Here is a 25086-nt window from a genome sequence, read left to right on the forward strand (position 1 = left end):
GTCAGCCCCAATCGCGGCAGACGTATTTGATCTCGGTGAAAGCCTCCAACCCCTGCCGTGCGCCTTCACGGCCAAGGCCGGATTGCTTCATCCCGCCAAAGGGGATCGGGGCGCCGGTCACCTTGGTGCGGTTGACCGCGACCATGCCGAACTGCAACGCGCGGGTGGCGCGATAGATTCGGCGCGGGTTCATGGTGTGCACGTAGGCGACCAGCCCGTATTCGGTTTCATTGGCGCGGGCGAGCACATCGGCCTCGTCGTCAAATGGCACCAGCGCCGCCACGGGACCAAAGGTTTCCTCGCGCAGGATGTCCGCATTTTCGGGCACATCGGCCAACACAGTGGCCGGATAAAACAGCGGCCCCCGGTCCAGGCGCGCGCCGCCACAGGTCAGCCGCGCGCCTTTGGCCAGCGCGTCTGCCACCTGAGATTCCTGTTTGGCAACAGCGGCTTCGTTCATCAGGGGGCCAAGGTCGCGGTCTTCCATCCCGGCGCCGATGGTCAGCGCCTTGCTGGCCTCAGTGAATTTCTCGACAAAGGCGTCATAGATCCCACGCGCCACAAAGATCCGGTTCGCGCCAAGGCAATCCTGCCCCGTCGTGGCGAATTTGGCCTTGATGGTTTCCTCTACGGCGCGGTCCAGATCGGCATCGTCGAAGATAATGACGGGGGCGTGTCCACCAAGCTCCATCACCAGCTTCTTCATGGTTCCGGCACATTGACGATATAGCAGGCGACCGACCTCGGTCGAGCCGGTAAAGGACAGGGCGCGCACGCGGTGGTCCTGCGTCCAAGTCTCCACGATTTCCGGCGCGTGGCCCGGCACCACGTTGAAGACACCGGCGGGCATGCCGGCGCGCTCTGCCAGCTCTGCCAGCGCGAGGGCGGAGTAGGGCGTTTCTGCCGAAGGATGCGCCACGATGGTACAGCCGGCGGCCAGGGCCGCAGCGGCCTTGCGGGTCAGCATGGCGGTGGGAAAGTTCCACGGCGTGATCAAGGCAACGACGCCCACGGGTTCGCGCCACAGCTCGACCTCGGCGTCGGGCAGGTGGCTGGTGACGCCCTCGATGTTGGGGCGGCGTGTTTCTTCGGCATAGAATTCGATGAATGATGCCGCGTAGTCGATTTCGCCGCGCGCCTCGGACAGCGGCTTGCCCTGTTCGGCCACCATCAGGCGGGCCAGATCTTCTTTGGCCTCCATGACCAGATCGTACCAGCGGCGCAGAACCGCGGCACGGTCCTGGGGAAGTGTCACAGACCAGCTGGCAAAGGCGGCCTGTGCAGCATCCACCGCCTGCGTTGCCTGTGCGCCGTCGAGTTTTGCAACGCTGCCAACGGGTTGTCCTGTCGCCGGATCGGTAACGGTGAAAGTCGCGCTGCCGGTGCCAGCGGTCCATTTGCCGTCGATGTAGCCAAAGCTGCGTTGCAGGCGGCGGTCGGTCAGCTTGGTGTCGTGGGGGATGTGGTCGAGCATGTCGCTGTCCTTGGGTTGAGGCGGATTTGACCTCAGTCTAGGGCAAGCGGGGCAGAGGGTGTGTTTGAACTGGAGCGGTCAAACAGTGGTTTCCTCGGAGCAGGGGCTGCGGTGCAGAGGATCTGTCTGTTAACCTTTGACAGGGGGCAACGGGTCCGGGGCGGTTTTGATCGTTTTTGTCACGATGTAGCCAAAGTATTTCTCGATCCCTAACCGGTCGTCCGCGAGCAGATCGTCCATCAACCTTTGATAGGCATCCACATCCGACACGACCAGCCGCAGGATGTAATCCACGCCACCGCCCAGCGCCCAGGCGCCGCGCACCTCTGCACGGGCCTGCATGGCGGTCTCGAACGTCCGGAAATCTTCGGCCCGATGGCCAGACAGGGTGATCTGCACAAGGACTTCGGTCACGGGGGCGATCTTGCGAATATCCACCTGCGCTGTGTAACCCGTTATGAAACCGGCGCTTTCCAGCTTTTTCAATCGCTCCCAGCAGGGGCTGGGGGAGAGGTTCACACGCTCTGCCAAGGCGACTTTTGTCATGCGCCCATCCCTTTGCAGCGCGTGCAGGATGGCGAGGTCGTACTGGTCCAGTTTTGGGGTGACGGTGGTCAAGGGAGGCTCCGGTTCAGGCTGGACGAAGCTTACCGCGCTTGCGCTTTGGTTGAAAGGTCACAGCGCCGAGATGCCGCCATCCAATGTGATCGCCTGACCGGTCATGAAGCTGTTGGCAGGAGAGATGATCCAGAGCGCGGCATCGGCCATCTCTTGCGCGGTGCCAAAACGGCCAAGTGCGTTCAAGGGACTGTGAAGGCGGGATTTTTCAAGTCCCATCGCGTCAAGCATCGGCGTATCTGTGAAGCTGGGGCACAGGGCATTAACCCGGATTTTCTGGCGCTTGAGCTCATGCGCGAGGGATCGGGTGAGGCCCACCACGCCGTGTTTCGTCGCGGCATAGGCGGCAAGGCCCGGCGCGCCGGAGATGCCGGCCAGTGAGGCGATGTTCAGGATGCGGCCGTGATCGCGCATGGCGGGGATTTCAGCCTGCAAACTATTGAAAAGCCCGGTCAAGTTGACCGCGAGCAGGCGGGACCAGTCGTCGGCTGACAACTCAGTGAGCTTGCCGTGTGGGCCGGAGATACCAGCGTTGTTGATCGCAATGTCGATGGGGCCGAAGCGGTCGACACCTGCCGCGATCATCGCGCGGACCGATGCCGCGTCGGTCACGTCGCAGGTGGTTGCAAAGGTTTGATCCGCCTCGGTCATTTCACCCATGGCCAGGTCGGAGAGGATAAGGTTCGCGCCGTGTTCGCTGAAGGTGGCGGCCATAGCCTGTCCCAATCCGCCGGCGGCACCGGTGATCAGAACCGTCTGCCCGGTGAGGTCGATTTTCATGTCGGCTTCCTTTGCGCTGTGAGGGGCAACAAAGCACAGGCAAGCGCCGGGGTTAAGAGGGCGCGCGCATAGGTTAACGCGGTTTGAGCATGGCATATATTGTGGATGGGCGTGGCCAGGCTACCAGGATGGAACCGGACGTTAAGCCCAATTAACCCGCGAACCGACCGGTTCCCGGTGAGAAACCGGTCGGTTGTTAACCTCTTCCAGGTCGTACTGCATGACGTTGCGGCAGGATTGGTTAACACCGGCGGTTTATGATTTCTACCTGCAGCCTTGAGAGCGATCTGCGAGAGACCAAGCCTCCCTCTGTGACCCTAGAGCGCCTGACCGGCCATCAGTTTCAGGATGACCGATCCGGTGTTTCAGCCGATGCTTTCATCGTTTGATCCTATCGTCGGCAGCCACGGGGGATACGCGGGACAGGCCGTCACGGGAGCGCGGCAGACGATTGGCAGGGAGGCAAGATGCCTGAAATCCCAAATTTTACCCTAGGGGCAGTCCCACTCTCAACGCGCGCCTTAACGAAGGCTATGCGCTGTCGGGAGCGCCACAGTCTTTGGCCAACTTAACCGGCGACCAGCGTGCCTTAAGGCGTTGCTGCCTGGACGGTGCTGAGTGCAGACGGTCCGACGGCCTCGAAAGACGGCACACCGAGTTGCCCCAAGGCGCGCACCAGCTCCAGCTGCAAAATCTCAAACGCACGCCGCGCGCCTGCGTCACCCCCCGCGCCAACACCATAGGCAAAGGCGCGGCCTGCAAAGGTGAAGTCGGCGCCCAAGGCCCTTGCGCGCAGGATATCGGCGCCGCGACGGATGCCACTGTCGAGGATGATCGTCATGCGGCCCGCGACCGCGTCAGCAATTGCGGGCAGAGCCTCGATGGAGGGCGGACCAAAGTCCACCTGACGCCCGCCATGGTTCGACACGACAATGCCGTCGCAGCCCAATTCGGCGCAGGTCACGGCGTCCTGAGGATGCAAGATGCCCTTGACCAGAAGCCTGCCTTTCCAGCGCTCGCGCAGGTGTTTGAGGTCGTCCCAGGTGAACCCTGGCGTAATCAGCGTTTTTTGCACCTCTGCATAGGATGTCGCGCTTTGCAGAAGGTCTGCATAGTTGGCCACATTCGGTGTGCCGTGTTTGAGGCTGGTCAATGCCCAACGCGGGTTGCACATGCATTGAAAGATCACTTCGGGCGTAAAGCGGAAGGGCACGGCAAGCTGATTGCGGATGTCGCGGTCGCGCTTTCCTGCGGCCGGGACATCGGCGGTGACCATCAGCGTCGTGTAGCCTGCGGCTTCTGCCCTAGCGATCAACCCTTCGGTCACGTTTGTGTCGCTAGAGACGTAGAGTTGGAACCAGCCGTTGCCATCGGCAGCGTCGGCCAGAGCTTCGAGCGTGGTCGAAGAGGCCGAGCTTGCCGTGTAGGGGATGTTCTGCGCCTTGCAGAGCCGCGCCAGGGTGAGGTCAGCTCCCGGCCAAAAGGCATTGAGCATCCCGATGGGGGGCATGCCGAAGGGCTGGTCAAAGGACTGTCCGAAAATGGTCGTGCGCGTGTCGATTTTGGACACGTCGACCATGTAGCGCGGTGTCAGCTCGACCTCTTCGAAGGCCTCGGCATTGCGGCGCATGTTGCGTTCGCTTTCCGCGCCGCCATCGACCAGATCGAAGGCAAAGCACGGAATCCGGCCCTTGGCGCGCAGGCGCAGGTCCTCGATCGAGGCGGCACGATCCAGTCCCATCAGATCGACCACCCACCGTCGACGGCAAAGGCCTGCCCGGTGGTGAACGCCGCAAGGTCGCCTGCGAGGTAACACACCATTTCGGCAATTTCTTCGGGCTGGCCAAGGCGGCCCATGGGCTGCCGGTCCTGAAACGCGGCCAGCGCCTTGTCGTAGTCCCCCGTGGCGGCCAGGCGATCATTCAATGACGGGCTCTGCACGGTGCCGGGACAGATTGCGTTACAGCGGATGCCATCCTTGACGAAGTCAGCCGCGATGGATTTGGTCATGCCGATGATGGCGGCCTTTGACGCGCCGTAGGCAAAGCGGCGCGGCGCGCCCTTTTCGCTGGACACGATGGACGCGATATTGATGATTGAGCCGCTTTTGTTGGCGAGCATACCGGGCAGCACGGCCTCGGTGATGCGGTACATGGCCTTTGCGTTCAGATCGAAGGCGCGGTCCCAGACATTTTCGTCGCAATCCAGGATCGTGCCGTCATGAACCCAGCCGGCGCAGTTCAGCAGGATATTCACGGTGCCTGCGGAGGCTACGATTGCGTCGACCGCCGTGGCGTCGAGGACGTCCAAAGCGTGTCCCGTGATATTGGGCGAGGTTTCCGCCAGTTCGGCAACCGCTGCGCCATCCAGATCGGTGGCGATGACCTTGGCACCGCGCGCCGCGAGCGCCTCGGCGCTGGCGCGTCCGATTCCGGCACCTGCGGCCGTGATCAGTGCCGTTTTGCCTTCGAGTGAGTGTTCCATGGTTTTCTCCTAACGGGCGAGCCAGCCGCCATCGACGGTGACCACGGTTCCGTGGCAGTAACTTGCGGCGTCAGACGCCAGAAAAACAGCCGCCCCCGCGATTTCAGATGGTTCGGCAAAGCGGCCGGCGGGTATGCGATCCAGCAGGGCTTTTGACCGGTCCGGATCGTCACGCAGAGCCTGCGTGTTGTCCGTGGCGGTGTAGCCCGGAGCGATGCTGTTGACGTTGACGCCGCGCGGCGCCCATTCGTTGCACAGCGCTTTGGTCAGACCAACGACTGCATGTTTGCTGGACACATAGGCGGGCACGCGCAAGCCGCCTTGTGATGCCAGGACAGAGGACACGATGATGATCTTGCCCGAGCCTTGGGCCACCATGCGCGTGCCTGCTGCCTGGGACAGCAGCCAGACGGAGTCGAGGTTGACGGAGATCACGCGCCGCCAATCGTCCAGCGGCATGTCGGTGCTGTCCTCGCGGTGGATGATCCCGGCGTTGTTCACGAGGATGTCGAGCCCGCCGAGCGCGTCGTTGGCAAAGGCCGCCACACGGTCTGCCGCGGCTTGATCCATGCCGGCAAAGTCGGCCTGCACGGCGGCGCCCTTGACGCCCAGGGCTTTGATCCTGGCGAGCGTTTCGTCGGGTTGATGGCTGCGGTAGGTCAGCGCCACATCCGCCCCGGCGGCGGCAAGGCCGAGGGCTATGCCCTTGCCGATGCCGGTTGCCCCGCCGGTGACCAGTGCTTTGCGACCGCTCAGGTCAAACGGGTTGCCCATGTCAGTAGCGGTTCGCGATGGGCAGTTCTTCGGCAGGGAAGAGGCTGATGACCTCGCAGCCGTTCTCTGTCACGACGACTTCCTCCTCGATCCGGGCGGCGGAATAGCCGTCGCTTGCGGGGCAGTAGGTTTCCAGGGCGAAGACCATGCCGGTCTGGATCTCCATCGGGTGATCCATCGACACCGCGCGGGAGATGATGGGCCGTTCGTGCAGTGCAAGGCCCAGCCCGTGACCGAATTGCAGACCAAAGGCCTGATCTTCGCTCGCAAAGCCGAGGGATTCCGCCGTTGGCCAGACTTCGGCCACCTTGTCAGTGGACACACCGGGTTTGATCATCGCGATGGAGGCATTGATCCATTCGCGGGCCTTCACATAGGCGTCGTTCTGCGAGGGTGTCGCGCGACCGACGTTGAACGTGCGGTAGTAGCAGGTCCGATAGCCTTGATAGGATTGCAGGATATCAAAGAACGCCTGATCGCCGGGCCGGATCAGGCGGTCGGTGAAGTTGTGCGGGTGCGGATTGCAGCGTTCGCCGGAAATGGCGTTGATCGCTTCCACATCGTCCGAGCCCATTTCGTAGAGCATCTTGTTGGACAGGGCGACGATATCGTTTTCGCGCACGCCCGGTTTCAGCTCTTCGTAGATCATGTGATAGACGCCATCGACCATGGCCGCCGCCTGGGTCAAAAGCTGGATTTCGTCCGTATTCTTGATTTCACGCGCCGCCAACATGATCTGTTGGCCATCCACCACATTCAGACCTTCTTGTTGCAGCGCGTGGAACATGGCCGTTTCGGCATAATCCACGCCGACGGGCATATCGGCCATTCCGGCGTCGCGGATCAATCCGGCGATCTGCTTGGCGTATTTCTGCATCAGGCCGAATTCCGGCGGGATGGTGCCGCGCATGCCCACAACGCCAGCGAGGCAATGGCTTGGCTCCAGCCAGTCGGAATGGCGCTTGTGGTGTTCTGCGGCGGACCCAAAGTCCCAGACATAGGGGCTGTCGTCCCCTGTCAGCAGGCAGAAGCGGCACATCTTGTCGCGTTCCCATTCGCCGATCTTGGTGGCGGATACGTAGCGGATGTTGTTCACGTCGAACAGCAGCAGCGTGCCCGCGTTTGAATTTTGAAGCGACTGACGGGTCCGGGCCAAACGGTAGCGGCGCAGGCGGTCGTGGTCGATCCGGCGTTCGAAATCCACGGACATGTGGCCATGGGCGGGCAGCTTTTCGCGCCACTCCCAATTGGGGTCAAGATCCTGCGGTGTGAGCAGGTTTGGCATGAGGGCATTGCCTGGACGTTCTGACATGGAAGTCTCCTTCGGGAGCGTGAGCCCCGTTTGACATACGGATTTGAAATTCGTGGCCGGTTACTGGATGCACCAGCCGCCATCGACGTGGATCATCTGGCCGGTCATGTAGTCGCTGTCATTGCTCGCTAGGAATGACGCGGTTCCGACAATGTCCTTGGGGTAGGACACGCGCTTGATCTGAAGCGCATCGCGCACGATGTCGTCGTAGGCCTGGCCTTCTTTTTGCTTGAAGCCGATGTCCACGAGGTCTTTGTCCAGCTGTTCCCACAGAGGGGTCACAACGACGCCCGGCGCGTAGCCGTTCACGGTGATGCCATGCTTGGCCAGTCCGATTGCGCCACAATGCGTCAGAGCGAGGCAGCCGTATTTCGATGTACAGTAAACTGTGACATCCACCAACGGCTTGCGGGAGGCGATGGAGCCCACGTTGATCAGCTTGTAGGGGTGATCTTCCATCGGGCCTTGGGCGATCATCTGGCGTGCGGTTTCCTGCATGCCAAGCCACATCGCCTTGGTGTTGACGTTCATGATCAGGTCCCAGTTGTCTTCGTCGATATCCATGAAGAACCGGGGCTTGTTCAGGCCTGCGTTGAACACGCCCACGTTGATTGAGCCGAAGGCGTCGACGGTCGCAGCCACGGCGGCGACGTTGTCTTCGCGCTTGGTGACATCCATCCGGATCGCAATTGCCTTGCCGTTATTGGCGGCATTGATGTCGTCGGCGACCGTTTGAGCCATCTCGAGGTCAAGATCGCCGATGCACACATTCGCGCCCTGTTCAGCGAAGGAGCGTGCATTGGCTTCACCCATGCCGCGGGCGGCTCCGGTGATGAGAATATTCTTACCTTTGAGGCGGTTGGGGTCCATGGATGTCTCCTCCTGACGTCATGATTATGGGGGTGGTGCCAAGGTTGCGTCGGCTCTCTCCTGCGCGCGACGCAGTGCTTTTTGCGGGCTGATGATCCCGCGCAGCATGTCGTGGAACTCTTCTCCGCAAATCTGGATGATCTCGCAGATTTCGGGGATCGGCGGGCGGGGCCAGAACTGAAGCTCGTCGCGCCAGGACATGGCGTCGACCGCTTCGAATATGGGCGACAGGCGCCGCACATCGGGGTCGGATCCGACGGAATACCGCGGGTTCGTCCGACTGCCGTTCTGGACATAGAGTTTTTGTGCCGGTGGCGAGGTGAAGACCAGCAAGGCCTCGACCGCCGCTGCAACACGTTCCTTGGGCAGATTTGCAGGGATGCCCATCACATAGCCCCCCACAGGCGCGATCGGTGCGCCGTTCGGCCCTGCGGGATGCGGCAGATACCCGGTTTGGCCTTTGGCCGGGGACGCATCGTCAAGCTCGAAATACGGGGCGAGCAGCGTATAGCCGTACGCCATGGCAATCCGGCCCGCCGCATAGGGGCGAATGCGCTCATACCACGACATGGATAGAATATCCGGCGGGGAATACTTGAGCAGCTCGTTGAGGAATTCTGCGGCCTGCAAACCGGCGGCGGTATCAATAGTGACGCGGTAATTGCGTTTCGCCAGATCCTGCGTGTCAAAGCCCCCCGCATTGGGTTTTAGATCAAGGATCGGCTGCCCGAAATCTGCCAATGTCATCAGAACGGTGTGACCCAATGCCGTGCCGCGTGCCGCATTCCAGGCGATCCCGTGAAGTCCACGTTGCGGATTGTGCAAAGCCTTGGCCGCGTTCAGCAATTCATGCGTCGTTGCCGGTGGTGCGATGCCCGCGCGGGTGAAAAGATCCTTGCGATAAAACAACAGCTCTGGCGTTGTTTGCGCGGGAATGCCAAACGCGCGACCGTTCCAATGGGCCGCTTGCCAACCAGCCGTGTGAAAATCGGACGGATCGATGCGGGCAATATCCATGACATCGTCGAGCGGCATCAAAACGTTGCTTTCAGCGAAACCACCGACCCAAGGCAAATCGACGGCGATAATGTCGTAATTGCTCGATTTGCGGTTTGCATTGCGCATTGTTTCTTCGCGCAGGCGGTCGATGGAAAAAGCGCGTTGGTGAATTTGCGTGCCGATTGTCTGTTCGAATTGCCGTTTGAGGTTGTCCATCACCATGAAGGTCGGGTCCCCGTGGACCAGAACCCGCAGCCCTCCCGCGAGCTTGAGCGGCTCTGCCAGCACCTCCATCGGCGGGATTGATTTCGCCTTCATGTAGGACTCACCGTAGTAGTATTCGGTCGTGTCGGTCGTGGCGCCGCCGTTGAAATGCGCGCTTGCCATCCGGTGCACGCGGCTGGCCAACTGTGTCCATTGTTCCATCAGGTGAACGCTGGGATGCAGGGAAAAACTCTTGCCGGTCGCAGTGCGTGGACGTTGGTCAATCAGACCCGCCTCTTGCATGTCCTTGATGCGCCGGTTGGCCGTTGCGTAGGGTGCGCGACTGGCGCCGATCAAAGAGGTCATTGTGATCAGCCGGCCTTCAAGATGGCCGCGGATCAGATGCGCCGAAATGCGCAAATTCGGGGTGAGAGCCAATAGGTCGGAAGAGTTTTCAAGTTCGTCGCCGAACTCTTCTATAAAGGACAGCACGCTCAGCATGTCGGCCCTCGCTTGGGGCGGCATGAGCTGATTGAAAGTCTCTTCATTCATGACGTTCATGCCCCTTGCAATTGCCTTTCCTTCATTTTGACGTTGTCTTGATTGTTTTTGGTCGCTTGCTTTGTTCAATTCGGATTTTTTGGGAATCGACATGAGCTTTGATCCATCTAGCGTGAGAATGAATCCGGAATGTATCGCGAAAAAATCCAATTTGGATATTTTATTGTCGAGAATGGACGTTATTCAGGGAGGGCAGCAAAGAGCCGTGGGTGCAAGGTACCTGCGATCATACCGGCACGCCGGATGATGATTCCCCATCGGGAGAGTGGGGAGCAGACGAAATGTCTAAAATGTTCTTGGAGGAGATCACCATGACTCTACGCACAATCCTGACTGCGACGGCGGCCACCGCAGCATTGAGCGTCGCGGGCGCAGCTTATGCCGAAAGCCACAGCCCGATGCGCATCGGCATCACGCAAAACAACGTCGGCGTCGACAGCTATCAAACCACCTACGAAAACGCTTTTATCGCCGCAGCCGAAGCCAATGATAATGTTGAAGTCGTGGTTCTGGATGCCGGCGGCGACGTCGCCCGCCAGATCGCGCAGATGGAAGATCTGATCCAGCAGGACGTCGACGCCATCATCATCTGGCCAACCAACGGCGAAGCGGTCATCCCCGCCGTTCGCAAGGCCCATTCCGCCGATATCCCTGTTATCGTTACAAATTCCAACATCGCCGAAGCCGGGTTCGACTTTGTTTCGACCTTCTCCGGTCCGGACAACATCACGCAAGGATCGCGGTCCGCAGAAATCATGTGTGACCGCTTCAAGGCGCTGGGCATCGAAGACGAAGCGCGCGTCGTGCAGATTTCCGGTCAGCCAGGATACACTACCGCCATCGAGCGTCAGAAGGGCTTTGACGACCGCCTGCCAGAGGTCTGCCCGAATGTGACGCTGGTCGAGACCCAGCCCGGCGACTGGAACCGCGAAAAATCCCAGCAGGTCATGGAAGCGTTCCTTGTCAAATATGACGACATCGACGGTGTTTATGCCGGTGATGACAACATGGGTGTCGGCGCATTGAACGCGGCACTGGCGGCCGACCGTGCCGAAGGGATCACCTTTGTGGGGGCCACCAACTTTGCCGTTGGCTACGAGGCGATGGAGCGTGGCGAATACTGGGGGTCCATCTACCAGTCGCCAGTTGATGACGCAGAAGCCGCGCTTCAGTCCGCGATCGACCTGATCAGCGGTGAGGAGCTGCCGTTCCTCAACTACTTCGACACGCCCAAGATCACACAGGACAACATGACGGAATTCACAAAGCCGGTGTTCTGATCACCTCCCGTGTTGAGGGGCGCTGCGGCGCCCCGCTTCGCTTTATCATCAACATAAATCTACCGGGGGACGTGTCATGGGGCGTGTGACAGGGCGGTCTTGTATTGTGACGGGCGCCGCACAAGGCATCGGACGCGCGATTGCCGAGGCGTTGTTGGACGAAGGTGCCGACGTTTGTTTTGCGGACATCAACGGCGACAAGGTTGCGCAAGTGGCAACAGCCAACGCGGAGAAATCGGCGCAACAAGGCGGCAAGGTGACCTATGCGCAGGTCGACGTCACGGATCGAGGGTCCGTCAAGGCGATGATCGCGCATACGGTCGAGCGCTTTGGCAAGCTTGATGTCAAGTTCAACAATGCCGGTGTGAACCGTCCGATGAATTTCTTGGATGTGACCGAAGACAACTGGAATTTCATTATGGGCGTCAATGGCTTGGGGTGCATGATCGGCATGCAGGAAGCGGCCAGTCAGATGATCGCCCAAGGCACGGGCGGCAAGATCATCAACACCGCATCCATTGCCAGCCGGCAGGGGTTCGACAATGTTGCCCCGTATTGTGCCAGTAAATTCGCCGTTGTGGCGCTGACCCAGTCGGGCGCGCGCGATCTGGCCAAGCACAACATCACCGTCACGGGGTTTGCGCCCGGGGTCGTGGCCACGGAAATGTGGGAACAGGTCGATCAGGACCTGATGAAGATCGGTGCCGCAGAGCGTCCGGGACAAGCGATGGAAGAGTTCTCGTCCGAGATCCTGCGCGGGCGCGTTGCCAAGCCGGACGATATCACCGGAACGACGACATATCTGGCGTCCAGAGACAGTGACTACATGACCGGCCAGATCGTCATGATCGACGGCGGAATGACCCTGGTCTGATCCAGAAGCGTCAGTGGCTGGGCCTTGGCCCGTGGGAGGGGAATATGGAGAGCATGTCTAAAGCAGGCATAGGACGATTTTTGGCGCGGCAGGGCATCTTGATTGCATTTGCCGTGTTCATCATCGGGTTCACGTTGGCGAACGGACGGTTTCTGAGTCCTGAAAATGTGATGGGCGTGGTGCGATCCTCTGCCATTCTGGGGGTCATGGCGCTTGGTGTGACCTTTGTGGTCATCAGCGGCAATCTGGACCTGTCCGTCGGGTCGATGATGTCGTTTTCGACCATTGTGGTTCTGGATCTGCATGACAAGATCGGCCCCGTGCTGGCTATCCCCGCGATGTTTGTCATGACGCTGTGTCTGGGGGCCTTCATCGGGTTTCTGGTGGGCTACCTCAAACTGAACTCGCTGATTGTGACGCTGGGGATGCTCTCTGCGATACACGGTCTGACGCTGACGTATTCTGGCGGTCAGAACATGGATATCGCCGACAAGGAAGGGACGTGGTTCAGCGTCTTTGGCCAGGGCTCGGCGCTTGGTATCCCCGTGCCCATCCTGATTTTCCTGCTTTTGGCGGCGCTCTTGGGGATCGTGTTGGCGAAAACGCCATTTGGACGCAAAGTCTATGCGGTTGGCGGCAACGGAACCGCCGCGACCTTTTCGGGCATCAAGCGGGCGCGCATCGTCTTCTTGTGTTACGTGATGTCGTCGTTTTGCGTGGCCGTGGCGGGGCTTATCCAGGCGAGCCGGTCGCTGGGGTCGCAAAACACCGTCGGCCAGGGACTTGAGCTTGACGTGCTGGCCGCCGTGATCCTGGGCGGCGCATCGTTGCTGGGCGGGTCTGGAACGATCTTCAAAACTGTCATCGGCGTGCTGATCCTGGGGTTCATCCAGAACGGTCTGCTGCTGGTCGGCCTCCAGTTCTATGTCCAGTTCGTCGTGACATGGGCCATCATCATTCTTGCAGTCTGGCTCGATATTGCAGCCAAGCGCGGCAAGCTTTTGTCTACAATCGCGTAAGGGAGCGGAAAAATGGAAGCTGGAAACCTGTCCAAGTTTCTCAAGAACGGCGCGATTTGGGGCTTTATCGTTATTGAGCTGATCTTCTTCAGCGTGGCGGGCGAATTCATGTCGCTCTCCGACAAGGCCTTCATGGATGTGGACAACATGTTGTTGTTGCTCAAGCAATCGGCCCCCATCGGCATCATCGCCATGGGCATGACCATCATCATGGTCAACGGGAATATCGACCTGAGCGTCGGGGCGATCTTTGCACTGTCTGCGGTGATCCTGCTCGACAGTCTGACTTGGACGGTATTTGCGGGGCTGGGCGATTGGGTGATCCCGGTGTCATGGGCCTTGGCCTTGCTGACCGGGGTTGGTCTTGGGGCGATCAACGGATTTATCGTGTGGAAGACCGGCGTCGACGCGTTCATCGTGACTCTGGGGGCAATGCTGGGCTTTCGCGGGCTGGTGTTCATGTACAACGGGGAAACCCCGACCTCGAGCCTGAACTGGACACTGGTGGATTTCGCCGAAGCGCAATTCCTCGGGCTGCATACGGCGACCTGGTTTCTGGCCATCGTGACGCTGGTGATGTGGTATCTGATGACCCGCACGGTCCACGGGCGCAACGCCTATGCCATTGGCGACAATCGGGATGCAGCGGTGAACGCCGGCATCAAGGTTGGTCCGCACATGCTGATCAATTTCATGATCATCGGTTTTCTCGCCGCCCTGTCTGCCGTGGTGTTCTACTCTGAATCCGGGTCGGTCAATCCAAACGATGGGCAGCTTTATGAGCTTTGGGTCATCACCGCCGTCGTGCTGGGCGGCACGAAGCTGACCGGTGGGGCAGGGTCGATTGTCTCCACCCTGGGCGGTGTTCTGGCCATCCAGTTGCTGCGCAAGGGACTGGGTCACATTGGGGCCGACACGTCGACCGTGAACCTTGTGATCGGCTTGATCCTGATCGCGGTCCTGTTCCTGGACCGCCAGTTGAACACCAAAGGCAAAGAGGAGTTGAAGTTATGAGCGATCAGACACCCGCCTTGCGCCTCGAAGGGATCGTCAAGACCTTTCCCGGCGTCCGCGCGCTTGATGGCGTTTCACTCTCGGTGATGCCGGGCGAGGTCCACGCCCTGATGGGAGAAAACGGAGCCGGAAAATCAACCTTGATGAAGGTCCTGGGCGGGATCTACCAGCCGCAGGCAGGCCGGATCATCGTGCAAGAAGTGCAGACCGTCATGACCTCGCCCTTGCAGGCGAAATCGAAGGGCATCGTGTTCATCCACCAGGAACTCAGCCTCGCCGAAGAGCTGACCGTGGCCGAGAACATCTATCTGGGCGAGCTGCCGCGCCGCTCCTTTGGGCGGGTCGATTGGGAGAAGCTTTATGCACAAACCGACGCGATCCTCGCAAAGCTCAAAGTAGGGTTCAACGCCAAGACCATCGTTGGCGATCTGTCCATTGCCAACCAGCAGATGGTCGAGATTGCCCGCGCGCTGACCGTGGATGCCAAGGCCGTCATTTTTGACGAACCCACGGCCTCTTTGACGGATGCGGAGAAGGTCGTTTTGTTCGACGTGATTTCGGATCTGCAACGTCAGGGCGTGGGGATCATCTATATTTCCCACCGGATGGAAGAGATTTTCAAGATCACCGATCGGATCAGCGTTCTGCGTGACGGGTCGTATCGCGGCACTCTCGAAACCCGGAACACCACAGAAGAGGAAGTCACTCAGTTGATGATCGGGCGCGCGCTTGATCTGTCGCGCAACGAAAGCCATCACGAACTGGGCGATGTGGCGCTTGAGGTGCGCGGGCTGTCCTGCGGACACATGTTCAAGGACGTCAGCTTTGACGTGCGCCGAGGCGAGGTTTTGGGCTTTTACGGATTGGTCGGCGCCGGGCGGACCGAGATCGTCGAGACGCTTTTTGGCCTGCGTGATCCGAGCGGCGGCAAAATTCTGTTGGATGGTGAAGAGGTGCGCATATCCTCGCCAGCGGATGCGATCAGCAAGGGCATTTCGCTGGTCCCGGAGGATCGCAAGGGCCAGGGCTTGGTCTTGGGTATGAATTGCCGGGACAACATGACGTTGCCGCAGGTTGGTGAGCTGTCCTCCGGTCCCTTCGTGGCGCCGGGCGCTGAAACGGCGATTTTCGACAAGTACAAGGAAAAGCTGGACATTCGGACGCCGGGTTGGAAGCAGACGGTGGGCAACCTGTCCGGCGGCAACCAGCAGAAGATCGTGATTGCGAAATGGCTGTCCATGCACCCCAAGGTGCTGATCGTGGACGAGCCGACACGCGGCATCGACGTTGGGTCAAAGTCCGAGATTCACAACCTGATCCGCGATCTGGCTGCGCAGGGCTATGCCGTCATCGTTGTCAGTTCCGAAATGCCCGAAGTGCTGCATGTCAGCGACCGCATCGTGGCGATGTTCTCGGGTCGGGTGATGAGGACGTTCACCTCGGAAGAGGTCACCGAGGAGAGCTTGATTCAGGCGATTTCGGGGATCACGGCCACTGAGAAGGTCGCCTGAGATGCGTGTGGGGTTTGCCGGATTGGGCCGAATGGGCGCGCATATGGCTCGCAACCTGATTGCGGCGGGTCACGAGGTGTGCGTCTGGAACAGGACCCATCAGACGGCCAGTGATTTTGCCGCGTCGGAGGGTGGCACTGCGGTCGCGACGCCTGCGGAGCTTGTTCGCGGGGCCGATATCGTTGTCACCATGCTGGCCAATGATGCGGCGTCAGATGCGGTGCATTTTGGCGAGGACGGCTTGTTCGCGGGGGGAGGGGGCGTAACGCTGCTTGAAATGGGCACCATGAGCCCGGACCACATCCGCGCACTGGCTGAACAGGCTCCACAGGACATGCGGGTGATTGATGCGCCGGTCTCAGGGGCGACGCAGGCGGCCGAAAACGCTGATTTGCTGATCATGGCTGGATGTCGCGAAGCGGATGCAGAGCTTGCTGCCGTGTTCGATGCGATGGGCCGTGACACCATATATCTTGGCGCGACCGGGGCGGGCGCGGTGATGAAACTGGCGGTGAACTCCTTGATCCACGGGATCAATCAAACGCTTGCCGAGGCCATGACCCTTGCAGAAGCCGCCGGTATCGCGCCCGAGGTGGCATTCGACGTGATCGAAGCCTCCGCCGCCTGTGCGCCGATGCTGAGATACCGACGCCCGCTGTATTTGAACGAGGCCGACCATGACGTGACGTTTACCGTCTCACTGGCGCGCAAGGACATGGACGTCACGGCGCGCCTGGCACAGCGGCTGGGCACTGCGATGCCACAAGGCGAAGTCACCCTGGCCAAACTGATCGAGGCGGAACAGGCCGGCTATGGCGCCCGCGACATGGCGTCGATCTTGACCTTCATGCGAAAGGAAACGCGATGAAAGCGGCCCTGTTTGTCGGCGGTTGGGAGGGCCACACGCCGACCCACTTTGCGGATTGGTACAAAGACCTGCTCGAGGCCAACGGCTTCGCGGTCGACGTCTACGACACACTGGAGCCCTTGGCGCAGCCATGGGATTTGGCCGATGTCGATTTGATCACGCCGATCTGGTCGTCGGCGCGGTCAGGGCATCAGGACGAGTTCGGCAACATGACCAAACCGCAAGAGGACGGCTTGTTGAAGTTGATCGGCGACGGCTGTGGCATTGCAGGATGGCACGGGCATATGGGGGACGCGTTTCGCGACCGCCCGACCTATCATTTCCTGATCGGAGGGCAGTTTGTCGCGCATCCACCGGGATGGCCCGACAACCTTCAACCGCGCGAAGACTATATTGATTACGACGTCACCATCTGCAAACCCGATGACCCGATCGTCGAAGGGATCAAGAGCTTTCGGCTGACGACGGAGCAGTATTATATGCTCGTCGACCCATCAAATGATGTCCTGGCGACAACGACGTTTTCCGGCGACCATCTTTGGTGGATCGAAGGCTCCGTGATTCCCGTGGTCTGGAAACGTCGCTGGGACAAGGGCCGGGTTTTCTACTGCTCGATCGGTCACGAACTTGATGATCTCAAGGTGCCTCAGGTCACGGAGATCATCCGCCGCGGCGCGATTTGGGCTGCGCGCGACGCAACTGTGTAAAGCAGGATTCCTCAATCAAACAAGGATATGATATGAAACTTCTTCGCTATGGGGCGCTCGGCGCAGAAAAGCCGGGACTGCTGGATGCCGCGGGGCGCGTGCGTGATTTGTCGGGTGTGGTTTCGGACATTGCTGGCGATACACTGCGACCGTCTGGTTTGAAGGCGTTGCATGCGCTGGATCCCGAGGCTTTGCCCTTGGTCGAGGGGACGCCACAAGACGACCTGCGCCTTGGGGCCTGCGTGGGCGGGATCGGCAAGTTCATTTGCATCGGCCTGAACTACGCGGATCACGCTGAAGAGGCGGGCATGCCGATCCCGGAAGAGCCCATCATTTTCAACAAATGGACTTCTTCCGTTGTCGGCCCGAACGACGACATTCAGGTTCCACGCGGTTCGGTCAAAACTGATTGGGAGGTCGAGCTCGGCGTCGTGATCGGTGAGCCGGGGGCCTATATCGACGAGGCTGACGCGATGAACCACGTCGCGGGCTTTTGCGTGATCAACGATGTGTCCGAGCGTGATTTCCAGCTCAACCGGGCAGGGACATGGGACAAGGGCAAAGGCTGCGACACATTCGGGCCAACGGGGCCGTGGCTTGTGACCGCTGATGAAATTGCCGACATGAACGCCATGGACATGTGGCTGGATGTGGACGGCAAAAGGATGCAGACCGGTTCAACCGCGACGCTGATTTTCAAGGTCCCGCATCTGGTGTCTTACTGCAGCCAGTTCATGAGCTTGCAGGCTGGGGATGTAATTTCGACCGGGACGCCGCCGGGCGTCGGCATGGGCCAATCCCCGCAGACATATCTGCATGGGGGCGAGATCGTGACTTTGGGCATATCCGGGCTGGGGACGCAAAAATCGAAGGTTGTGCCAGCCCTTTGATGCCACAAACACCCCGGCGGGGGCCGTTGCGTCAATTGAATCGCACGATGTGACGGTGCGCTTTTGTCCGGGTTTCAAGGACCCCTCTTGGGACACGTTCGTCGTTGGAGCGCGACGAAAGCGCAGGCCGCCGGAGCAGCAATTTAATCCAAGTGCCTGCATCGCCACGTCTAGTTGCACGAGAGGGGGGGGTAACCCGCCGCCGGGTTGAGAGCGACGCATACGCCATCAGGCCAAAAGCGCATCCCTCTCCTCCGGGCGCATACGGTTCTCTTTCCGCAGCTCGGCGATCTCGGGTTCCGGATCGGACTGGACGGGTGGTTTCTCAGAATTGCGCCGTTCCCGCTGTATCCAGCGGTTCAGCGTCGAGAAGCCGATCCCAGAACCTGCGGTCACCTGCTTGCGCGGCAGCCCGGTGGTCAAAGCCACCGCACTGCTTTGGCGCGGAATTCTGCGGTCGCTCTTGATCCCGTCTGCATTCGCCTTTGCCAACGATACGTGGTCAAAGGAGCGGAACACATCCGTGACAGGTCCAGATCGGGAGTTGACCGGCGCAGGGCTTCCAGAACGATTTCCCCCCCCCGGCGCTAAATGTCCGTTCGGGATTTTCGACAAAGCGCTGGAGAGTGACTGCGAGCACCGCGGCCAGTCTACGCCGGTTGGCGCGTCCGACTATGTCCGGGCGATCGTTTCAAGCCGCCTGAGTGCGCGCCGCAGAAGCCGCCGCGGCCAAACAGCGAGATTGCCGGTAGGCTGCACAAATCTAATCTCTGTCGTGGTGTGAATTCCAAAAAGGACGCGATGGGCTGACGTGGGCGGCAGAAAGCCTTGACGTGCAAAGAACCGCATTTCCACTGGTGAGACCTGCGCTGTCTTGTCCCGCATTGCGCACATAGACGCTACCGGGCGATCAGCGTACCCAACGAAATGCCATGATTTTAAGTGTGAGCAGCATATTTCTCCGCCAGCTTCCGCTGCGGAAAGGCTTCCGATTTCGAGGAGGTCACCTTTCCATTCTTATTGATGCGCACCTGAGCGGTGACGCTCGGCTTGCCGTTCGTTTTGGTGCGTGTCGTGATGGTTGCGGTTTTCACCCCTTTCCTTGTTGGAAGGACGATGGGGGCGACTGATTTCGCTCGGACATCGGGGAGCGAAAAATCTTGGTAGCCTCCCTGTCGGTGAGTGCGTGACCTCTGTAAGCTCCGGTGGTACAAGACGCGTTCCGAGTGCTGAATTTGTAGCACCGGCTGCCAAAATCGTCGCGAGTAGTGGCGAGAGATCGCAAATCGTAGCCGCCATCGACGGAGGACCAGCCAATGAAACAAGGGAATTGCAATGTGGCGGACGCCGCCCGCCTCTCTGTCGCCCCGATGATGGATTGGACGGATCGCCATTGCCGATATTTTCACCGTCTGATGTCGACCAGGACTTTGCTTTACACTGAAATGGTGACTGCGCCTGCGTTGGTTCGGGGGGGCGCATTGCATTTGTTGGACTTCGATCCCGAAGAACACCCCGTGGCCTTGCAGTTGGGTGGCTCAGATGCGCAGGAATTGGCGCAGGCCGCAAGGTTGGGGGCGCAGGCGGGCTATGACGAGGTCAACCTGAACTGCGGCTGCCCGTCGGATCGTGTGCAATCCGGAACTTTCGGCGCGGTGCTGATGAAGTACCCGGAGACCGTGGTCGATTGCATCAAGGCCGTGCAGGACGCCGTGGATGTCGATGTCACGGTGAAATGCCGGATCGGGGTCGATGATCAGGATCCTGAAATCGTGTTGCCGGATTTTCTGGAACGCTTGCAGAGGGCTGGATGCACGCGTGTCACGATCCACGCGCGCAAGGCGTGGCTGCAAGGTTTGTCCCCAAAGGAAAACCGCGATGTCCCGCCGCTGGATTACGACCTGGTGCGACGTATGCGGACGGAGTTTCCGAATATGCATTTGTCGGTCAATGGCGGGATACGGACCCTGGCCGAGACACAGGGCTTTCTGCATGATGGCCTGGACGGGGTGATGATCGGGCGCGTGGCCTATCATCAACCGTGGGACATTTTGGGCAAGGCGGATGCGCTGTGGGGCGACACCCCGCATCAGACCCGCGAAGAGGTGGTGGCCAGAATGCTGCCGTATATTGCCGGTCACATCGCAAAGGGTGGCAAGCTGAACCAGGTGACGCGACACATGCTGGGCCTTTTTGCCGGACGCCCCGGAGCACGTCGCTGGCGGCAGATATTGTCGACCGAGGCGCACAAGCCCGGAGCCGGACCGGGCGTGGTCGAGGATGCGCTTGCAGCCGTGCTGGCAGAGGCCGCCTGAGCCGCGACGCACGGCCTTTGAGCCCGGATCGAACAGGCCCCGGGGTGGGGGAATCGACATCAGCATACAGGCTTGCTTCGGGCTCGGGCTGTTGCCGACAGGTCAAGGTCTGCGGCATCAGCCCGTCCAATTCGTCACTTCTCGATCCAATGTTTCAGGCTTGGAAACAACTGCGGGCGCGTGTCCACTTATTTCCCCTATATCTCAATTCTTGGTATAGAATTTGGCAACATCTTGTTAACGATTGATCATACGTGCGATCTGCAGCGCGTTTGCGTGTGTAAAAAGGATAAATGTCATGCTGATGCTCACCCTCTTGCCCATGTTGCTTCTGGCGGGCATCGGAAGCCTCTGGGACGACTCGTCGGATGATAGCGACGATGGTTTGCCGGACAGCGGCCCAACCCCTGAGACAGACCCAGAGACCGAAGTTGACCCCGGGTTTGGCACCAACGCGGCGGATGATGTCGCATTGGATAGCGAAAGCACACTTTTCTATGCGCTCGGGGGCGATGATATGGTTGATGCCGGCTCTGGCAGCGACACCATCGATGGTGGTGCTGGCGCGGACACGCTGATGGGCGCAGGCGGAGATGACCTTATCTATGCCGACACCGGCGATGACCTTGCCTACGGCAACGCAGGCGACGACACGCTGCGTGGCGAAGACGGTGACGATACCCTGATCGGCAACCTCGGCGAGGACAAGTTGGTGGGTGGTGACGGCGATGACTCGCTGGATGGCGGTCCCAACAATGACAAGCTGGTTGGCGATGCAGGCGATGACACGCTGATAGGTGCCGGCGGTGGCGACAGGATGATCGGTGGCACCGGCGCGGATCTGATCGACGGCGGCATCGGGAACGATACGCTGGTCGGCGGTGGCGGCAACGACACCCTGCTGGGTGGCGACGGCGACGACTTCTTCGATCCGGGTTTTGGCACGAACAGCGTGGTTGGCGGGGAGGGCGATGACTCGGTTCAGGTGACTGGCGGTCTGGGCACCATCGACACGGGTGAGGGTGACGACTCCGTCGCCATCGTGGGCGATGAGGCGGATTCTTCGCTGGTGTCCTATGATGTGATGCTTGGTGATGGTGACGACGTCTTTGCCAGCGAGAACAGTGACAGCACGGTCGATGGCGGCGCCGGGGCGGATACACTTGTGGGCGATGGGACGCTGATCGGCGGTACGGGCAACGACACCTTTGGCGGCAGTGGCGTGTTCACTGGCGGCGCGGGCGCCGACACCTTTGTTGCGGACGGCACAACCGAGGGAAGCATCACCGACTTTGCCAGTGGCCAGGACATGATCTTGTTCCAGATCCCGGAAGCAGACCTCGACGATGCGACCACAGAGATCGAAGCGCTGGCCGATGGGACGTTCGTGGCGCGTGCTCTTGTGGGCGACGAAGTTGTGGCGTTCATGACGTCTGCCACCGTCGTCAACCCCGCTGATGTGGCCCTGCAGGGGGTCTGAGCTTGACCATGGTCACACGCACCAACTGCGCGTGATTGGACGATCCTTTTGCCGAATGTCTTGGGCGGCCTTCAAGAGGCCGTTCGAATCTTTGCCTCTAACACCAGAATGCCCTCGCAAAATCTGCGGGGGCAAAACGTTTTGACTGCCGGTGTCGCTGACGTTTCCAGATGTGCTGCTCCATCACCGGCATCAAGGAACGCACGGCGGATTCAGCCGGTCGTCATCTGCACCTCAAAGGTTGGGGTGTTGCGACGACGTGGTAACACTGCCCGATAGACCAGTGACCCGGCCCAGCGGCGGCTGCTTCACGGATTCAGTGCGCCAAGCGGGCGATGCATGGGGCACGCCGGCCATGGGGAGCGTCTTCTCGTCGCTGAACGGAGGGACAGCCCGAAGGGTCTGCCTTACCCGCGACATCATACGTGGAAACTCGGCGCGCTGTCTCTGTTGATGATCCAGTGATCTGTGGCGGACAGGAAATGGACTTCGATAATGTCCATGCTCAGATGCGAGGCAAAATTTTTGGATGGTCTCCCGGTGGCTCTTCTCACAGCAGTGATGGTAAATACGCACGGTGGCCCAGTGCGACACCGGGTGGAGCGGGACAATCCGCAATCAGGTGAGTGTACTCTGACGCGGCTTGAAGTGGATTGGTGTGTGCTGGCGTGGCCGTGAGCCGGGTCCAAGCACTCGTAAGGCAAACGTTGCGGGGGCACTGGTTGGCCCGCAAAGACGGAATGTCGCGACAGCCCGGACTTTTCCCACCGAAAAAGGTCTCGTCTTGCGTTTGTTGTGCCTCTCCTCCACGCATGCAATACTGGCCTCCAACCACAAAGAACAAACCGGGCACATTATGGCAGACGATCTCCTTCATTCCGCTTCGGAAAACGAATACGACGCCTCGTCCATCGAGGTTCTCGAAGGTCTGGAACCTGTCCGGAAACGTCCCGGGATGTACATTGGCGGCACTGACGAACGGGCACTGCACCACCTTGTCGCCGAGGTGCTCGACAACTCCATGGACGAGGCGGTCGCAGGCCACGCCAATCGAATCGAGATTTTTCTGCACGCGGATTACTCCATGGAGATTCGCGACAATGGCCGCGGCATCCCGATCGACCCGCATCCGAAATTTCCCGGCAAATCCGCGTTGGAGGTCATCCTCTGTACCCTTCACGCAGGTGGTAAATTCTCTGGCGACGCTTATGAGACCTCTGGCGGCCTGCACGGCGTCGGCGCGTCCGTGGTGAACGCATTGTCCGATTCAATGGTCGTGCAAGTTGCAAAAAACAAAGCGCTTTATGAACAGCGTTTTTCTCGCGGCATTCCGCTTGGCCCTGTGGAGCAGATCGGTGCGGCGCCGAACCGGCGTGGCACTTCCGTCACCTTTCACGCGGATGAGCAGATCTTTGGCGCACACCGTTTCAAACCGGCCCGTCTGTTCAAGATGGTCCGCTCCAAGGCTTACCTGTTTTCCGGCGTGGAAATTCGCTGGAAATCAGAAATCGACGATCAGGAAACCCCGAAAGAGGCGACCTTCCACTTCCCCGGCGGTCTGGCTGACTACCTTACGGAAACGCTCGGTAAATCAACCACCTATGCAGAAAGCCCCTTTGCCGGTGTGGTCGATTTCAAGGAGCGGTTTCAGGTTCCGGGAAAGGTCGAGTGGGCCATCAACTGGACCCCGTCGCGCGATGGCTTCATCCAGTCCTACTGTAACACCGTCCCCACGCCTGAGGGCGGCACCCACGAGGCAGGGTTCTGGGCGGCCATCCTGAAGGGCGTGCGGGCCTACGGCGAGCTGGTGAACAACAAGAAGGCCGCGCAAATCAACCGCGACGACTTGATCACCGGCGGATGTGCTCTCGTGTCCTGCTTCATTCGCGAACCGGAATTCGTCGGCCAAACCAAGGACCGGCTGGCGACGGTGGAAGCGCAACGTCTGGTGGAAAACGCTGTCCGGGACCACTTCGACAATTGGTTGGCCTCCGATACCAAATCCGCCGGAGCCATCCTCGACTTTTTGATCTTGCGGGCCGAAGAACGCCTTCGGCGCCGTCAGGAGAAGGAAACCGCGCGCAAGACCGCGACGAAAAAGCTGCGCCTTCCCGGCAAATTGACCGACTGCTCCAACAAGGCGCGTGAAGGCACGGAGCTGTTTATCGTCGAGGGTGATTCTGCGGGTGGCTCTGCAAAAGGCGCGCGGTTCCGCGAGACGCAGGCCTTGCTTCCGCTCAAGGGGAAGATTCTGAACGTTCTTGGTGCGGCCTCCAACAAGCTGACATCAAACGCCGAAATCCGGGACCTCTGTGAGGCATTGGGCGTGGGGCTCGGCACAAAGTTCAATCTCGACGACCTGCGTTACGAAAAGATTATCATCATGACGGACGCGGACGTGGACGGTGCCCACATTGCCGCGCTTTTGATGACGTTTTTCTTTACGCAGATGCGGCCGCTGATCGACAATGGCCACCTCTACCTCGCGTGTCCGCCGCTCTACCGTCTGACGCAAGGCCCGAAGCGCCTTTATGTGGCGGACGATGCAGCAAAGGAGGCGGCGATGGTCAAAGGGTTGGGCGGCAAGGGTAAAATTGATGTTCAGCGGTTCAAGGGTCTTGGGGAAATGGATGCCAAAGACCTCAAGGAAACGACAATGGATCCCGCGACCCGCACGTTGATTCGCGTCACAATCGATGAGGACGAGCCCGGCGAAACCGGCGACCTTGTGGAGCGCCTGATGGGGAAAAAGCCGGAGCTGCGTTTCCAGTATATTCAGGACAATGCAAAGTTCGTGGAAGAGTTGGATGTGTGAGGTCGCATCGTTTAGATGCGTTGAGAAAGGTTCTTTTTCACGGATCTCGTGATTGGCAAGGTGATTGGACGTCGGCATCGCGGGTAAGGAAATGGCTGTCCCCGCAATGTTCCCCTTGTCAGCCTGCCTGAGGGAACCAACGCATTTTGGCACTGGAAGAAACGCTTTGTGATGGCGCCGTTGAATGCAGTCGGATCGGCTGGCTTTATCGCGGGGCTCTCATCTCGGAGTCATTAA

General features: G+C 59.9%; 22 protein-coding genes. 11 read left to right on the plus strand and 11 right to left on the minus strand.

Annotated elements, in window-relative coordinates:
* Nucleotide 1: 1 nt before the first annotated feature.
* The 9 genes from J4E08_RS10885 to J4E08_RS10925 all read right to left on the minus strand — a co-directional run bounded on the left by J4E08_RS10885 (nucleotide 2) and on the right by J4E08_RS10925 (nucleotide 10076).
* The gene (locus J4E08_RS10885) at nucleotides 2-1474 is read right to left on the minus strand and encodes an NAD-dependent succinate-semialdehyde dehydrogenase (protein WP_349538510.1); all 1473 of its coding nucleotides are present in this window, start codon (nucleotides 1472-1474) and stop codon (nucleotides 2-4) included.
* A gap of 129 nt (nucleotides 1475-1603) precedes the next feature.
* Nucleotides 1604-2092 (minus strand): Lrp/AsnC family transcriptional regulator, encoded by a 489-nt coding sequence (locus J4E08_RS10890; RefSeq protein WP_349538511.1) that lies wholly within the window; start codon nucleotides 2090-2092, stop codon nucleotides 1604-1606.
* Nucleotides 2093-2149: 57 nt separating this feature from the next.
* The gene (locus J4E08_RS10895) at nucleotides 2150-2872 is read right to left on the minus strand and encodes an SDR family NAD(P)-dependent oxidoreductase (RefSeq protein ID WP_349538512.1); all 723 of its coding nucleotides are present in this window, start codon (nucleotides 2870-2872) and stop codon (nucleotides 2150-2152) included.
* Between the two features lie 589 nt (nucleotides 2873-3461).
* Nucleotides 3462-4613 carry an alpha-hydroxy acid oxidase gene (locus J4E08_RS10900; protein ID WP_349538513.1) on the minus strand — a complete coding sequence of 384 codons (1152 nt, stop codon included), beginning with the start codon at nucleotides 4611-4613 and terminating at the stop codon, nucleotides 3462-3464.
* Nucleotides 4613-5356 (minus strand): SDR family oxidoreductase, encoded by a 744-nt coding sequence (locus tag J4E08_RS10905; RefSeq protein ID WP_349538514.1) that lies wholly within the window; start codon nucleotides 5354-5356, stop codon nucleotides 4613-4615. Before J4E08_RS10905 ends, J4E08_RS10900 begins: the two co-directional genes overlap by 1 nt.
* Before the next feature lie 9 nt (nucleotides 5357-5365).
* On the minus strand, nucleotides 5366-6130 hold the full coding sequence (locus J4E08_RS10910; RefSeq protein ID WP_349538515.1) for an SDR family oxidoreductase: 765 nt from the start codon (nucleotides 6128-6130) through the stop codon (nucleotides 5366-5368).
* Between the two features lies 1 nt (nucleotide 6131).
* A complete protein-coding gene (locus tag J4E08_RS10915; RefSeq protein ID WP_349538516.1) occupies nucleotides 6132-7442 on the minus strand; it encodes a M24 family metallopeptidase in 1311 nt (436 codons plus the stop codon).
* Nucleotides 7443-7502: 60 nt separating this feature from the next.
* Nucleotides 7503-8312 carry an SDR family NAD(P)-dependent oxidoreductase gene (locus J4E08_RS10920; protein WP_349538517.1) on the minus strand — a complete coding sequence of 270 codons (810 nt, stop codon included), beginning with the start codon at nucleotides 8310-8312 and terminating at the stop codon, nucleotides 7503-7505.
* Between the two features lie 24 nt (nucleotides 8313-8336).
* A complete protein-coding gene (locus J4E08_RS10925) occupies nucleotides 8337-10076 on the minus strand; it encodes an ABC transporter substrate-binding protein (protein ID WP_502949264.1) in 1740 nt (579 codons plus the stop codon).
* A 311-nt stretch (nucleotides 10077-10387) separates the two neighbouring features.
* Between J4E08_RS10925 and J4E08_RS10930 the strand changes: the two genes are divergently transcribed.
* From J4E08_RS10930 to J4E08_RS10965, 8 genes are all read left to right on the plus strand, one after another.
* On the plus strand, nucleotides 10388-11356 hold the full coding sequence (locus J4E08_RS10930; RefSeq protein WP_349538519.1) for a sugar ABC transporter substrate-binding protein: 969 nt from the start codon (nucleotides 10388-10390) through the stop codon (nucleotides 11354-11356).
* Nucleotides 11357-11432: 76 nt separating this feature from the next.
* Nucleotides 11433-12230 (plus strand): SDR family NAD(P)-dependent oxidoreductase, encoded by a 798-nt coding sequence (locus tag J4E08_RS10935; protein WP_349538520.1) that lies wholly within the window; start codon nucleotides 11433-11435, stop codon nucleotides 12228-12230.
* A 44-nt stretch (nucleotides 12231-12274) separates the two neighbouring features.
* Nucleotides 12275-13249 (plus strand): ABC transporter permease, encoded by a 975-nt coding sequence (locus J4E08_RS10940; RefSeq protein ID WP_183967128.1) that lies wholly within the window; start codon nucleotides 12275-12277, stop codon nucleotides 13247-13249.
* A 12-nt stretch (nucleotides 13250-13261) separates the two neighbouring features.
* A complete protein-coding gene (locus J4E08_RS10945) occupies nucleotides 13262-14263 on the plus strand; it encodes an ABC transporter permease (protein WP_349538521.1) in 1002 nt (333 codons plus the stop codon).
* Nucleotides 14260-15774 (plus strand): sugar ABC transporter ATP-binding protein, encoded by a 1515-nt coding sequence (locus J4E08_RS10950; protein ID WP_349538522.1) that lies wholly within the window; start codon nucleotides 14260-14262, stop codon nucleotides 15772-15774. Before J4E08_RS10945 ends, J4E08_RS10950 begins: the two co-directional genes overlap by 4 nt.
* A 1-nt stretch (nucleotide 15775) precedes the next feature.
* Nucleotides 15776-16642, plus strand: a complete 867-nt coding sequence (locus tag J4E08_RS10955; protein WP_349538523.1) for an NAD(P)-dependent oxidoreductase — start codon at nucleotides 15776-15778, stop codon at nucleotides 16640-16642.
* On the plus strand, nucleotides 16639-17349 hold the full coding sequence (locus tag J4E08_RS10960; protein WP_349538524.1) for a ThuA domain-containing protein: 711 nt from the start codon (nucleotides 16639-16641) through the stop codon (nucleotides 17347-17349). The genes J4E08_RS10955 and J4E08_RS10960 overlap by 4 nt, the downstream gene beginning before the upstream one ends.
* A gap of 32 nt (nucleotides 17350-17381) precedes the next feature.
* Nucleotides 17382-18239, plus strand: coding sequence for a fumarylacetoacetate hydrolase family protein (locus J4E08_RS10965; protein ID WP_349538525.1), 858 nt, complete (start codon nucleotides 17382-17384; stop codon nucleotides 18237-18239).
* A 228-nt stretch (nucleotides 18240-18467) separates the two neighbouring features.
* Here the strand turns inward: J4E08_RS10965 and J4E08_RS10970 are convergent, their stop codons facing one another.
* Entirely contained in the window at nucleotides 18468-18758 is a 291-nt protein-coding gene (locus J4E08_RS10970) for a hypothetical protein (protein ID WP_349538526.1), read from the minus strand.
* Between the two features lie 419 nt (nucleotides 18759-19177).
* Entirely contained in the window at nucleotides 19178-19333 is a 156-nt protein-coding gene (locus tag J4E08_RS10975) for a hypothetical protein (RefSeq protein WP_349538527.1), read from the minus strand.
* 222 nt (nucleotides 19334-19555) lie between these two features.
* On the opposite strand from J4E08_RS10975, the gene dusA reads away from it, so the two are divergent.
* From dusA to parE, 3 genes are all read left to right on the plus strand, one after another.
* A complete protein-coding gene (gene dusA / locus J4E08_RS10980) occupies nucleotides 19556-20554 on the plus strand; it encodes a tRNA dihydrouridine(20/20a) synthase DusA (RefSeq protein WP_349538528.1) in 999 nt (332 codons plus the stop codon).
* 298 nt (nucleotides 20555-20852) lie between these two features.
* Nucleotides 20853-22034, plus strand: coding sequence for a calcium-binding protein (locus J4E08_RS10985; RefSeq protein WP_349538529.1), 1182 nt, complete (start codon nucleotides 20853-20855; stop codon nucleotides 22032-22034).
* Nucleotides 22035-22890: 856 nt separating this feature from the next.
* Complete coding sequence (parE, locus tag J4E08_RS10990; protein WP_349538531.1) at nucleotides 22891-24849, plus strand: DNA topoisomerase IV subunit B; 1959 nt, start codon at nucleotides 22891-22893, stop codon at nucleotides 24847-24849.
* The last annotated feature ends 237 nt before the right edge of the window (nucleotides 24850-25086 follow it).

It is taken from the genome of Sagittula sp. NFXS13 (assembly GCF_040148795.1).
Classification (GTDB): domain Bacteria; phylum Pseudomonadota; class Alphaproteobacteria; order Rhodobacterales; family Rhodobacteraceae; genus Sagittula; species Sagittula marina.

Excerpts from the sequence above, each read along its gene's own strand:
- J4E08_RS10920 (WP_349538517.1), bottom strand. The coding sequence starts at position 8,312 with ATGGACCCCAACCGCCTCAAAGGTAAGAATATTCTCATCACCGGAGCC.
- J4E08_RS10955 (WP_349538523.1), top strand. The coding sequence starts at position 15,776 with ATGCGTGTGGGGTTTGCCGGATTGGGCCGAATGGGCGCGCATATGGCT.
- J4E08_RS10885 (WP_349538510.1), bottom strand. The coding sequence starts at position 1,474 with ATGCTCGACCACATCCCCCACGACACCAAGCTGACCGACCGCCGCCTG.
- J4E08_RS10985 (WP_349538529.1), top strand. The coding sequence starts at position 20,853 with ATGCTGATGCTCACCCTCTTGCCCATGTTGCTTCTGGCGGGCATCGGA.
- J4E08_RS10900 (WP_349538513.1), bottom strand. The coding sequence starts at position 4,613 with ATGGGACTGGATCGTGCCGCCTCGATCGAGGACCTGCGCCTGCGCGCC.
- J4E08_RS10905 (WP_349538514.1), bottom strand. The coding sequence starts at position 5,356 with ATGGAACACTCACTCGAAGGCAAAACGGCACTGATCACGGCCGCAGGT.
- J4E08_RS10940 (WP_183967128.1), top strand. The coding sequence starts at position 12,275 with ATGGAGAGCATGTCTAAAGCAGGCATAGGACGATTTTTGGCGCGGCAG.
- J4E08_RS10895 (WP_349538512.1), bottom strand. The coding sequence starts at position 2,872 with ATGAAAATCGACCTCACCGGGCAGACGGTTCTGATCACCGGTGCCGCC.
- J4E08_RS10910 (WP_349538515.1), bottom strand. The coding sequence starts at position 6,130 with ATGGGCAACCCGTTTGACCTGAGCGGTCGCAAAGCACTGGTCACCGGC.
- J4E08_RS10960 (WP_349538524.1), top strand. The coding sequence starts at position 16,639 with ATGAAAGCGGCCCTGTTTGTCGGCGGTTGGGAGGGCCACACGCCGACC.
- J4E08_RS10915 (WP_349538516.1), bottom strand. The coding sequence starts at position 7,442 with ATGTCAGAACGTCCAGGCAATGCCCTCATGCCAAACCTGCTCACACCG.
- J4E08_RS10965 (WP_349538525.1), top strand. The coding sequence starts at position 17,382 with ATGAAACTTCTTCGCTATGGGGCGCTCGGCGCAGAAAAGCCGGGACTG.
- parE (WP_349538531.1), top strand. The coding sequence starts at position 22,891 with ATGGCAGACGATCTCCTTCATTCCGCTTCGGAAAACGAATACGACGCC.
- J4E08_RS10930 (WP_349538519.1), top strand. The coding sequence starts at position 10,388 with ATGACTCTACGCACAATCCTGACTGCGACGGCGGCCACCGCAGCATTG.
- J4E08_RS10935 (WP_349538520.1), top strand. The coding sequence starts at position 11,433 with ATGGGGCGTGTGACAGGGCGGTCTTGTATTGTGACGGGCGCCGCACAA.
- J4E08_RS10945 (WP_349538521.1), top strand. The coding sequence starts at position 13,262 with ATGGAAGCTGGAAACCTGTCCAAGTTTCTCAAGAACGGCGCGATTTGG.
- dusA (WP_349538528.1), top strand. The coding sequence starts at position 19,556 with ATGAAACAAGGGAATTGCAATGTGGCGGACGCCGCCCGCCTCTCTGTC.
- J4E08_RS10925 (WP_502949264.1), bottom strand. The coding sequence starts at position 10,076 with ATGAACGTCATGAATGAAGAGACTTTCAATCAGCTCATGCCGCCCCAA.
- J4E08_RS10950 (WP_349538522.1), top strand. The coding sequence starts at position 14,260 with ATGAGCGATCAGACACCCGCCTTGCGCCTCGAAGGGATCGTCAAGACC.